This window comes from Streptococcus anginosus, assembly GCF_001697145.1.
GTDB lineage: Bacteria > Bacillota > Bacilli > Lactobacillales > Streptococcaceae > Streptococcus > Streptococcus hominis.
Genome location: NZ_CP012719.1, coordinates 721,046 through 733,561, shown reverse-complemented (window position 1 = coordinate 733,561; position 12,516 = coordinate 721,046). Strand labels below are relative to the sequence as shown.

The window sequence follows — 12,516 nt, the reverse complement described above, 5'->3', positions numbered from 1 at the left end:
CTTTATTTCAGTGCATATTTTTCTATAGCCCAAGCAACAGCATCTTCATCATTGGTCATCGGCATCACCACATTGGCAACTTCTTTGACTGCTGCTACTGCATTTTGCATAGCTACACCAAGTCCTGCCCATTTTATCATAGACAGGTCATTTGCTTCATCTCCGCAAGTCATGACTTGACTTTGTTCAATTCCTAAATGAGCAATCAATTTTTCTAAGCCATTTGCTTTATGGACATTCTTCGGAGACCATTCTAACAGCATATCGCGCGACTTAAAAATTTCATATTTGTCAAATAAATCGGACGAAAGTTGAGCAATACCACGATCAAGCGGATCTGGTGCATAAGCTGTTACACATTTATTATAAGTCTGTTGGCTAGATAAGTCTGCAAATGAAACCGACTCAAATGTTAAAGCAGGATTGCAAGTTTGATAAAGCGATTCATGGTCTGACTGGATTTGGTAGACAGTTCCTTCGCAAATCGCATCTAGTGGCAAGCCTAACTTTTCTGTTTCCTCAAAAATACGAGCCACATCGTCATAAGCAAAGACTGTTTTATCAAGAATTTTACCTGTATTGCGTTGCACTAAACCACCATTAAAAGTAATGGTGTATTCGTCCTCTTGATTGGCTACACCTAGTTCGTTTAAGAAAAGCTCCATTGCCTTTAGAGGGCGACCAGTCGTCAAAACAATCTTGATTCCCTGCTCTTGAGCCGCTTTAAGCGCTGCTAAATTTCGAGCAGAAATTTTTTTCTCAGAAGTTAGTAAAGTCCCATCTAAATCTAAGGCAATCAATTTTATATCTGCCATTATAAGCCCTCCATATACGTCATAACTGAATGCGCCGCATGATGCCCAATGACCTCTTTGGCTACTTCTAAAATCTCTGGACGAGCATTTTCAGGGGCAATGGGATAACCTGCTACTTGCATCATGTGTAGATCATTCAAATTGTCACCAAATGTCATAACTTGATCCATCTCAAGATTTAATTTTTTCGCCAATTCGACAATAGCAACACCCTTGTCCACATAGTCTAGGACAATATCAATTGACTTATAGCCTGTTGTCATAGCTTTAACACCAGGGACGTGCTCATTGACCCAAGACTCACCTGCAGCTACTGTTTCTTCAGAAAAATTGGTTGTAAATTTGAAAATTTCATCTGTAATATCCTCCAAGCGAGCTACTTTTTGGATATTTTCATTATAATGCGCACTAAAAGCTAAATAAGCTGGATCAACTGTTTCCAAAACATAACAGCCTTTTTTACCTGTTAGAAGCAATTCACTGGTATTGATGAAAGGAGATGTCTTCAATTTCTCAAAAGCTGACAGATAAAAATCTTTGGACATGGTTGCTTCATAGAGATCTTCTCCATGAAATTCTACCAGACTGCCATTTTCAGCAATAAAAATTATCTCATCTCGCACATCCTCAAATAGCTTTTCTAATGACAGCAAACCACGCCCACTGGCTACTGCAAAATAGATGCCTTTTTCTTTAAAACGGAGCAACAACTGCTTCAATCGAACCATATCAAACTGCCCTTTGTCATCTAAAAAGGTGCCGTCCATATCTGTCGCAACTAATTTTATATTCATTTTACATACTTTCTAAATCTTTTAATTTTACGGAGACAATCTTTGACACACCGGACTCTTGCATGGTTACTCCATAGATAGAGTCTGCTGCGGACATCGTTCCTTTACGGTGTGTTACCACGATAAACTGGCTGTCCTTGTCAAAGCGATTGAGATAGTCTCCGAAACGTTTGACATTAGCCTCGTCAAGTGCAGCTTCCACCTCGTCCAAAATGACAAATGGTATCGTCTTGACACGGATAATGGAGAAGAGTAACGCTAAGGCTGATAGAGCCTTTTCTCCTCCACTCATCAGATTGAGTGATTGGATTTTTTTGCCGGGCGGTTGAACCGAAATTTCTACCCCCGCAGTCAGCAGGTCGCCTTCGGTCAAAATCAAGTCCGCTGAACCACCGCCAAACATCTGTCTGAAAGTCACTTTGAAGCTCTCACGAATAGCTTCAAAGGTTGTTTTGAAGCGGTCTTTTACTTCGTCATTCATTTCTTCGATGGTTTCCAAAAGTAGATTTTTCGCAGAAAGTACGTCATCTCTTTGAGTATTGAGGAAATGCAGCCGTTGACTGACTTCTTCAAATTGCTCTACCGCATCAAGATTGACTGGTCCTAAAGCCCGAATAGCCTTTTCTAAGTCCTTGACCTTAATTTCAGAAACCGCAAGATTTTCTAGTGGACGAGCCTGTTTACTAGCTTCATCAAAAGATATTTGATAGTCATCTGTCAAATTCGTCAAAAGGCGTCGAAGGACATCTGCAATCTTATCTTTTTCAGCTTCTGCCTTGGCTTGACTGCGAATCAAATCCTCATTTTTCTGACGGGCTTGTTCCAGATGACTGGTAAGATCTTCTGCTTGCCCTTCCAAATCGTCCAGTTCAAACTGATACCGAATATTGGCTTGGTTCAAAGCTGTCTTTTCCTGTATAGCCTGTGTTAATTGCTCTTCTAAAACAGCAATATCCACTTTTGAAGCTGTCTCTTCCTTTTGCTCCATTAGAAATTGTAAAGTTGAAATCTCTTTGCCCAATTCAGATTTTTCATTGGACAAACGTGTGAGATCCGTCTGAACGTAACGCTGATGCCCCGTCAGCTCGGTACGGACCAATCGAAGCTCAGATAAGTGGGCTGTTAGCTTGTCTAAACGTGCCTGAACAGCATCTTTATCTGACTTAATCTGCTCAATCTCTGCTTCTGTTTCGGTTTTCTCTTGCTCAATTTCTGCAAGGCGATTAACCAATCGTTCCTTTTGCTCCGCCATATCAGGAAGAACTTCACGAGATAGCTCTCTTTCTTGCAGCGCTAAGAGCTCGGATAAGTCTTCAACCTGTTTATGTGTTTGCTCATAAGCCATTTGAGCCTTTTGCTCTGCTAATCGAGCTTCCTCACCACTTGCTTTTATTTCTTCTAACAGACTGTTGGCTTGGCTTAGCTGTGTGTGCAAATCCTCCACTTGCTTTTCTTGCTCGGCTAATGTTACATTCTTCTCAGAAAGTTCCTTTTGCAAAGCATCCAACTCCGGCTTGATGAAAATTGTATTGTTATTTCGATTAGCGCCACCTGCATAAGAACCGCCTGTCCGTAATTCTGTTCCATCCAGCGTGACAATTCGTACTTGATACCGAACTTTGCGAGCAGCTGCTCGCGCATTTTCTACCGTATCAAAAATGGCTGTTGTACCTAGCAAATTTTGGAAAATATGCTCTAAACTCTTATCATAGCGCACCAAAGACGAAGCCAAACCAAGAAAACCATTACTCTTTTCAATGCTTCCTTGATGATGATCTGGTAAATGCCGCGCTTTAATCGTTGTCAGTGGCAGAAAAGTTGCCCGTCCTGTTCGATTGCGTTTCAGAAATTCAATTGCTCGTGTCGCAGCTTGTTCGTCCTCTACTATAATATGCTGGCTACTTGCTCCAAGTGCAATTTCAAGTGCTGTCTGATAATGCGAATCAAAGCTCAATTTTTCACTAACAGCACCGATAATACCGCCCAGACGCTCTGCTTCTTGAAGAACACTTTTCACCCCAGCATAGAAATGACTGTGATTTTTCAGAATAGCTTCTAAACTACCAACACGCGCCTTTTTATTTTTTACATCATCCATTAAATCAAACATTGCCGTTTGGTTTTGCTGATAATTTGTTTTTACAGCTTGAACTTGCTTTAGCTGTGCTTGATAATCTGTCAGTAACTGCTGAACCGACTGCCGAGCTGTTTCTAAATCTTCCAGTTGACTTTGCTCGTTGATTTGAAGATTCTTTAAATTTTCTTTTAACTTAGCAAATTCTGCTTGTTTGCTTTCAGATAATTGTAACTCGTTGGCTAAGCGACTTTCCAAAGCAGTTAAGTCATTGGACAAGTCCGCTTCTTCTTGCATCAATTGGACAAATTCAGCACGTAACTTTTCAATCATCTGGTCAGGATCATCCGAAAATGCCTCAATTTCAGCTTCTAATTTATGAATCGCTTGTTGATTTTGTTCCAATTTTACAGCAAAATCTGTCAACTGCTCATCTTTTCCCTGCCATTCTGTTTGAACCGCCTCTAATTTTTCTGTCAATCCTTGCAGGCGTTCCTCATTTTCCTTCCGACTGTTGGCAGCTTGACTAGATTCTAATTTGGAAACTTCGATTTGGCGTTCTAAGTCACTGATGAGGCGTGTTAATTCAAGCAAACTCGCTTGGTCATCTGCCATTTGTTTCTGCAAATCATGGCGTTTTTCTTTCAGAAGAGCATTTTCTTGCTCTAGCTGGTCACGTTTGCTGTAATAAGCAGACAAAGATTGCTGAATCCCCACAAGCCGTTCTTCAGTATCATTCAGCTGTGTTTTATTTCCCTTTATTTGAGCAATCAATACATCTAAATAAAGAGCACGGCGTTCCTCATCCAATTTCAAAAACTGCTTAGCAGTCGTAGCTTGCTTTTCAAGAGGCTTCACTTGACTATCGAGCTCATAAATAATATCTTCCAGCCGATCTAGATTATCTTGTGTTTGACTGAGCTTGCTTTCAGTCTCCTTGCGCCGCGTCTTGTATTTCAGTACGCCAGCCGCTTCTTCAAAAATGGCACGGCGCTCCTCTGGCTTGCTATTGAAAATTTCTTCCACCTTTCCTTGAGAAATAATGGAAAAACTATCTCGCCCAAGCCCTGTATCCATAAACAAATCATGAATATCTCGCAAACGTACCTTCTTGCCATCTATTTTATACTCGCTATCCCCGCTGCGATAAATATGACGCTCCACACGAATCTCATCTGCAGCTTGCTGGATAAAACGGTCTTTATTATCCAAAACGACAATAACAGAAGCATAATTCAGTGGTTTGCGAGTCTCAGTTCCCGCAAAAATGACATCTGGCATTTTCCCGCCACGGAGACTTTTAACACTGGACTCCCCCAGTGCCCAACGCAGGCTTTCAGTAATGTTACTCTTTCCTGAGCCATTTGGTCCAACGACTGCTGTCACTCCCTGATCAAATATTACCTTGGTCTTATCTGCAAAAGATTTGAAACCTTGAATTTCAATTTCTTTTAAATACATGAATGACTTTCCTTTTCAAATGCATTTTTAGCAGCTTCCTGCTCTGCTAATTTTTTCGAACGTCCTTGCCCTTGTCCAACCGTTCTGCCATCAACAGATACCGCTACAGCAAATTCTTTGGCATGAGCTGGACCGGACTCAGAGGTGACTTGATAGACAATCTCAACATCACCATTGACTTGGAGCAGTTCTTGTAGCTTGGTCTTGTAATCAATCACCTGCTCAAAGTCTCCAACTTCTACCTTTGGAATCATGACTTGATACAGGAAGTTTTTGACTGCTTCCACTCCCTTATCTAGCAACAAAGCTCCTAAAAAGGCTTCAAATAAATCTCCAAGAATGGTATCCCGATTACGCCCACCTGATTTTTCTTCGCCACGACCCAATTTAATAAATTGATCAAACTGACAATCTCGACTAAAACCAGCCAAACTCTCTTCACGTACAATGGTTGAGCGAAGTTTTGACAAGTCCCCTTCTGGTTTTTTCGGATATTTTTTATACAGATATTCCGAAATCAATAATTGCAGAACAGCGTCTCCTAAAAATTCCAAGCGCTCATTGTGTGAAATGTTTAAGAGGCGGTGCTCATTGGCATAGCTAGTGTGTGTAAAAGCTGTCTCCAGCAACTTTTCATCTTGGAAGACAATTCCAAATTGCTGACTCAAAACTTTATGTAAATCTCTCATTTTTTCTCCTTTCAAGAAGAACTTTTTCTTTTAATACTCAAAAAACTTAACAATCACCTCCAGCTGTCTCCCAGACAATTGGAACTAGAAAGCAAGCGGCGGGTGGGGCAAAAACTCTACTTGAGCTTTTGAGGTCGCAGGTGTAATCAACGAAGTCAGTAACAAAGAGTACAGCAAGGTTGACAAATGTTTCGCTTTCCTTCTCTGCCACCTCTCACAGTCATCCGGACTGTAAAATCCGACGAAGTTTGAAGAGATCTTCACAGAGTATAAAAAGAAAACAAATTCTCTATTATTATATCAAAAAAATCCTTGATACTCCAACGATATCAAGAATTTGATAGGAAAAGTTCACCAGAGATGAAATGAATTTTCATTCTTTATCTGGAATGACTTTGAATAAATAATACGTCATAAAAAGGGTTAAGGCAGCTAAAGCAAACTTCACCCAGATAAGAGGTGCAAAGAAGATAGAAATTCCCGTTAGAATATAAATGGAAATAAGAATTTTTCTTTTACGCTCCCGAGCAATAGCATCTGTTTCGCGAAAGTCCACCACATAGATTTGATACAACTTAGTATGGTATAGCCATTTTTCAAATCGTTTGGAAGAGCGTGAAAAGCATGCAATCGCCAACAGCAAAAAGGGGGTGTCGGTAATAGCGGTAAAGCAACTCCCAAAAGGGCTAATCCTACTGAAATAAAACCAATCATTAAGTAAAAAATTCGCATTCTTTCTCCTAAATATTTGTTAAGGGTGTCGCCGTATCTGGCGATGTATCACAAATATGAAAATCATGCTCAACCGCCAAATCAGCTTGTGCTAATTGATTGATCATTGTGATATGAGCCAATTCTTTGGTATTATTTTCTTTGCTAAGATGCCCTAGATAGATTTTCTTAGTGCGATAACCCAACGTACGAATCATGGTTTCTGCCCCGTCATCATTCGACAAATGTCCTTGGTCAGATAAAATCCGCTGCTTCAGGCTCCAAGGATAAGCTCCGCTACGAAGGATTTCAATATCATGGTTGGACTCAATCAAATACCCGTCTGCATTTTCAATAATCCCCGCCATACGATCGCTAACATAGCCAGTATCCGTTAGTAGAACAAAACTTTTATCGTCTTTCATCAGTCGGTAAAATTGCGGTGCAACCGCATCATGACTAACACCAAAACTTTCAATGTCAATATCGCCAAATGTCTTGGTTTTTCCCATTTCAAAAATGTGCTTCTGACTAACATCAATCTTCCCAAGCGCTACTTCCATAGCATTCCATGTTTCTTGATTGGCATAAATGTCTAAATGATATTTCCGTGCTAAAACGCCCACACCATGGATATGATCCTTATGCTCATGCGTTACCAAAATGGCATCCAAATCCTCTGGTTTACGGTCAATTTCACTCAATAAGCTGGTAATTTTCTTCCCAGACAAGCCCGCATCAATCAACAACTTCTTCTTTGGAGTTTCTAAATAAAAACAGTTACCGGTAGAACCTGACGCTAAAATACTATACTTAAATCCTTTCTCGCTCATGGCTATCCTTCTAATTCATCTTCTTCCCAATCATCATCTTTGACAGCTTCTTTGTCATATGGCAGAACGATTGTAAACGTTGAGCCTTTGCCATACTCGCTCTTTGCCCAGATAAATCCGTGATGTTGCTTAATAATTTCCTTAGCAATAGCTAAACCTAATCCGGATCCACCTTGTGCACGACTTCTTGCTTTGTCTACACGATAGAAGCGGTCAAAAATTTTCGGTAAATCTTTTTTAGGAATTCCTAAGCCTTCATCTGAAATCGACAAAATCATTTGGGTATCCGTCGTTTTCATACTGACCGTAATTTTACCACCGTCAGGAGAATATTTAATGGCATTGTTGATAATATTATCAATCACCTGTGTCATCTTATCTGTATCAATTTCGACCCAAATAGAGTTAATAGGATAATCTCGAATAATTTCGTACTTCTTATCATCATTCTGACTTCTGATTTTATCAAAACGATTCAAAATAAAGGTGATAAAAGCTGTAAAATTCGTCAATTCAATATCCAAATGACTGGTTGCATTGTCAATACGTGACAAACTCAGCAAGTCTGAAACCATTCGCATCATCCGATTGGTTTCATCTAACGAAACCTTAATAAAATCTGGTGCAACTGGCTCAGACAAAGCGCCCTCATCTAATGCTTCCAGATAAGACTTGACACTGGTCAAGGGAGTACGCAATTCATGACTGACATTAGAAACAAATAGTCTCCGCTCACGTTCCTCTTTTTCCTGCTCCGTTGTATCATGCAGCACTGCAACCAGCCCTGAAATAAAGCCTGATTCTCGCCGAATCAAGGCAAATCGAACACGTAAACTTAAAAACTCTCCATTTTCATCCTGCGAATCAATGGTCAGCTCTGGAACTTTCGTAATCAAGTCTCGTAAGTCATATTCGTCTTCGATATCCAGCAGTTTTAAGATATTCATCTTTCGTGCTTCGGATTCTTTAACCCCCAACTGCTTGGTCGCCATATCATTGATCATGATAATCTGCCCACGACGATTGGTCGCAAGAACGCCGTCCGTCATATAGGATAAAATACTCGACAGGCGCTTAGTTTCTTGCTCTAAATTTTCATGCGTTAGACGGATTACCTCAGATAAATCATTGATACTATTAGTAATATCCGTAATTTCTGGGCCACCTTGCATATCTAAAACTTCTGAATAATCTCCTGCAATTAAGTCTTTCACTTTTTGATTCAATTGGCGAATACGAACATTATCACGTCGGTTTTCCAAGGAAAGCAAGGTAATCACCAAAATAAATCCTAAAATGAGTAAGACAAATACAAAATCTTTTGATACAACAAATTGTCTAATATTATCAATCATTGTTTCTCATGTAATATCCAACGCCGCGCCGTGTTAAAATATACTCTGGTCGGCTAGGAATATCCTCAATCTTTTCTCTCAAACGGCGAATTGTCACATCGACCGTCCGTACATCTCCAAAATAATCATAACCCCACACCGTTTCTAGCAGATGTTCACGCGTCATCACTTGCCCGATATGCGTTGCCAAATGGTGGAGCAATTCAAACTCACGGTGTGTTAAATCTAATTCTTCGCCATGCTTTTTCACGACAAAAGCATCGGTCAAAATCTGCAGATCTCCAATCACAATTTCTTTTGGTTCAGCTTCTGCTTCTTGATTTTCAATTGTCAAATCTGTCCGCCGCAAAATGGCTTTGACACGCGCCTGCAATTCACGATTAGAGAAAGGCTTTGTCATATAGTCATCTGCACCAATCTCAAGACCAATAACTTTGTCAAATTCACTGTCTTTGGCAGAAAGAACGATGATTGGCACATTACTCGTTTTCCGAATCGTTCGCGCCACCTCTAAGCCGTCCATTTCGGGCAACATCAAGTCCAAAATCAAAATATCTGGACGTTCTGCTTCAAACATCTCTAACGCTTCGCGACCGTCGAAGGCTGTCACTACCTCATAACCTTCTTTTACCATGTTAAATTTTATGATATCTGAGATTGGTTTTTCATCATCTACAACTAATATTTTTTTCATCTTATTCACCTTTTTCTATCTTTATTATTATACCAAAATTTCCTTAAAATTTACCAATTCAACTCATAACACATCATTTCTTTACTTTACAAATTTAAAACAAATATGTTAAAAATATGACAACATAGACAGTCTTTCATATCAAAAAATAGTCCAGACAAAAGCGTCTTAGACCATTCATTGAATTTTTAGGAAAAACTATGAAACGCAATACACCTGTCTTAACTTTTCACTGCTACTGTAGTAATTTCCTAAAGAAGCAAATGCTCTGAACTGCTAGATGTTCATTTACTTGTCTTTCTCCAGCGAAATATCCCATAACCTAAAAGCGTCCCCACCAATAAACAGATAAAATAGGCTGCATGATACAGTAAAATCCATTCACCAAAGGTCAGAATCATCACAAAGAACATGAGTGTCGCTAAAAGTAAAAAACGGCGAGAAAAACCATTTAGTCCAGCATAGACAACTGCTACAAGGAATGTTGCCAGCGGTGAATATATCAAAACATTATTCACCACCAAGCCCTTTCGTAACAATTCGTCCATTGGTATCATTTGGACAATTCCATAAAATAACGAATAGAAAAAGAGTAGTACAGCTAAAAAAGGAAGATCGCGTTTCATTTTCCCACCTCACTAGTCTAGGAGTTTTATTTTAGGTATTTCTGTATATTTTTGATTTGTCGTTTAGACGCTTTAAACATTCGTGCTGAACCATTTACAGGAAGAGCAATCGCTTTTTTAGGAAGATAGATAACCGATTTCGCTAATCGCTTACTAACAGACTCTTCCGGATGCAAATCATTGTTGAAATCTTTTGAAATGGTTAAATCCAAATAAAATTCATAGACACGACGGCCGAAGTTTTCAGCAGAGATTTCGTATAATTTTGCAGCGAGACTTTTCTCATCCAAATCCGGTGTTGCAATAACAGCTTCCAAAATCGCTCCTGCCAAATCACGTTCTTCATAATAAAGCGTTCCAAACATCTTGTCATTGATAACGTTGTCCAGATAAGGATTTCCGTGAGCAATAATAGGAGTGCCACTCGCTAGGCTTTCTAAATATGTCAAGCCCTGTGTCTCACTCGTTGAAGCAGAAATAAAGAAATCCGCTGCTTTATAATACAATGCTGTTTCACTTGGTGCAATCATTCCTGTGAAAATCACTGCATCTGTAATGTTCAACCGTTTGGCTTGTGATTTTAAGTCAGACAAATAAGGACCGTCTCCCGCCACTACCAACTTCACATCTGGATTTTCTTCCAAAACAGCTGGCAGAGCAGCTAAAACTGCCTGAATGTTTTTTTCATAAGAAATGCGTGATAGGCTAAGCAACATGGTTTCTTGATTTGAAATGCCTAATTTTTCTCGTAAATCAGCAATATTCTCAGCAGTAATTTCTGGACGTTCAAATTTGGCCAACTCAATTCCAGTCGGAATAACCCGTTTTTCTACTTTTACTTTGTATTTCATGAGTAAATCATAGACAATCTCGCTCGGACAAATCACACCGTCCAAATCACTCATAAATCCACGAACAATGTATTTGACCATACTAGGACGAATGACCATACCTTTAGCAATATAACGTACATAATCTTCATACTGTGTATGATAGGTATGAACAACTGGAATCCGCAGCTCTTTCGCAATCCAAACACCCAACAAACCCAAAGAAAATTCAGTCTGGGTATGAATAATATCCAATTGATATTGGCGAGCAATCTCTAAAGCCGTTGAAAAACCGCGATAAGCAATTCGCCGATCTTTAAAGGCAAAAAACGGCACGCTGGGAATCCGAATAATCTGCCAATCCTCATAACGATTGACATCCTTATCTGTCGTTGTAAAAATAAAAACGGTATGTCCTAGCTTTTCTAATTCTGTTTTTAAAGTGCGAATACTAGTTGCCACCCCTGAAACCTGAGGGAAATACGTATCCGTAAAAAGACCAATTCGCATGCTACATCTCCAATACTTCTCGATAAGCATCCACAAGCTTATAAGCCACATCATCAATTGAACGACTCTGCGCTACCTTATAGCCAGCTTCCCGCTTATCCACCTTTCCATCCAAAATCTTTTGAATAGAATCTACAAACTCATCTACATTGTGTCCCAATTCAGCTGATTGTTCATCAATCCAACCTTCATATACAGGAATATCACGTAAAACGACATGTTGATGACTAGCCAACGCCTCTAGCACCACAATCCCTTCTGTTTCTTCATAACTGGGGAAAAAGAAGAGACTGCTACCGCTCATAGCTCCTTCAAAAACAGCACCTTTAAAATAACCCGGAAATTCAACATTTTTAGGATGATTAAAAAGTACAAGATTTCTGATTTTCCGTGGAATGATCCACTTGTTAATGCTGCCCAGCCAGATAAAGCGTACATCTGGCATCCTGCGTGCTACTTCTACAAAGTCTTCTATTCCCTTGCGTCTGAAATAAAGTCCCGCACAAACAACCACCTTATCTCCTTCTTGGATATGAAAATGTTTTCTAAATACTTCTTCTTTATGTGGATCTTTTTTATATTTCTGAAGGTCAATCCCATTAGAAACCACCACAATTGGTGTTGTCACGCCATAGCCCTGAATCAACTTTTTGGAATACTCAGACGGTGTAATGATAAAATCCGCCATTTGGTACATGTGAGCTAAATATTTTCCAAAGGCTTCCGCAAAAAAGTTTGACCCGATAAAGGAATTGCGAAAATCTTCTTTAGTCGAATGCCCATGCATAATCACTTTTTTCCCTTGTTTTTTTGCTTTGTGCAAAAGTCGCAAACTTCTAGGCCCATAAGTATTGATATGAACCACATCATAATCTCCTGAAGAATCGGTCGTGTAGGGAATTCCAGCCAAATCTAGAGCTTTCATCTGATGTTGCAAAGCTCGTCCAATGCCTGATTTTTCCAAAACCGCTTTACCTTCTAAATACAGTAATACTTTCATGTCTTCTATTATACCCAAAAGATAGAAAAAATAAAACCACAAAGGTATAGAGCCTCTTGAAAACAAAAAAGTCTGAGACACTAGTATCTCAGACATAAACTACTCTCATAATAAACGAGTAGCA

General features: G+C 39.5%; 10 protein-coding genes and 1 pseudogene. All 11 read right to left on the bottom strand.

Features of this window, described 5'->3' with window-relative positions; genetic code table 11:
- Positions 1 to 2: 2 nt before the first annotated feature.
- Positions 3 to 815, bottom strand: a complete 813-nt coding sequence (locus tag SanJ4206_RS03575) for a Cof-type HAD-IIB family hydrolase (RefSeq protein WP_003027660.1) — start codon at positions 813 to 815, stop codon at positions 3 to 5.
- Positions 815 to 1,609 carry a Cof-type HAD-IIB family hydrolase gene (locus SanJ4206_RS03570; RefSeq protein ID WP_003027662.1) on the bottom strand — a complete coding sequence of 265 codons (795 nt, stop codon included), beginning with the start codon at positions 1,607 to 1,609 and terminating at the stop codon, positions 815 to 817. The genes SanJ4206_RS03575 and SanJ4206_RS03570 overlap by 1 nt, the downstream gene beginning before the upstream one ends.
- A 1-nt stretch (position 1,610) precedes the next feature.
- Positions 1,611 to 5,144: a chromosome segregation protein SMC gene (gene smc, locus SanJ4206_RS03565; RefSeq protein ID WP_022525095.1), complete on the bottom strand. Its 3,534-nt coding sequence runs from the start codon at positions 5,142 to 5,144 to the stop codon at positions 1,611 to 1,613.
- Positions 5,135 to 5,833, bottom strand: coding sequence for a ribonuclease III (rnc, locus tag SanJ4206_RS03560; protein WP_003027666.1), 699 nt, complete (start codon positions 5,831 to 5,833; stop codon positions 5,135 to 5,137). Before rnc ends, smc begins: the two co-directional genes overlap by 10 nt.
- A 373-nt stretch (positions 5,834 to 6,206) precedes the next feature.
- Positions 6,207 to 6,565 (bottom strand): annotated as a pseudogene (locus SanJ4206_RS03555) (YbaN family protein).
- 8 nt (positions 6,566 to 6,573) lie between these two features.
- The gene (locus tag SanJ4206_RS03550; protein WP_003027672.1) at positions 6,574 to 7,377 is read right to left on the bottom strand and encodes an MBL fold metallo-hydrolase; all 804 of its coding nucleotides are present in this window, start codon (positions 7,375 to 7,377) and stop codon (positions 6,574 to 6,576) included.
- Between the two features lie 2 nt (positions 7,378 to 7,379).
- Positions 7,380 to 8,732, bottom strand: a complete 1,353-nt coding sequence (gene vicK / locus SanJ4206_RS03545; protein WP_003027674.1) for a cell wall metabolism sensor histidine kinase VicK — start codon at positions 8,730 to 8,732, stop codon at positions 7,380 to 7,382.
- Entirely contained in the window at positions 8,725 to 9,426 is a 702-nt protein-coding gene (yycF, locus tag SanJ4206_RS03540; RefSeq protein ID WP_003027677.1) for a response regulator YycF, read from the bottom strand. The genes vicK and yycF overlap by 8 nt, the downstream gene beginning before the upstream one ends.
- A 284-nt stretch (positions 9,427 to 9,710) precedes the next feature.
- Entirely contained in the window at positions 9,711 to 10,052 is a 342-nt protein-coding gene (locus SanJ4206_RS03535) for a hypothetical protein (RefSeq protein ID WP_003027678.1), read from the bottom strand.
- Between the two features lie 26 nt (positions 10,053 to 10,078).
- Positions 10,079 to 11,392: a glycosyltransferase family 4 protein gene (locus tag SanJ4206_RS03530; protein ID WP_022525097.1), complete on the bottom strand. Its 1,314-nt coding sequence runs from the start codon at positions 11,390 to 11,392 to the stop codon at positions 10,079 to 10,081.
- A gap of 1 nt (position 11,393) precedes the next feature.
- Entirely contained in the window at positions 11,394 to 12,392 is a 999-nt protein-coding gene (locus tag SanJ4206_RS03525; protein ID WP_022525098.1) for an LTA glycolipid anchor biosynthesis glycosyltransferase, IagA/BgsA family, read from the bottom strand.
- Positions 12,393 to 12,516 lie beyond the last annotated feature (124 nt).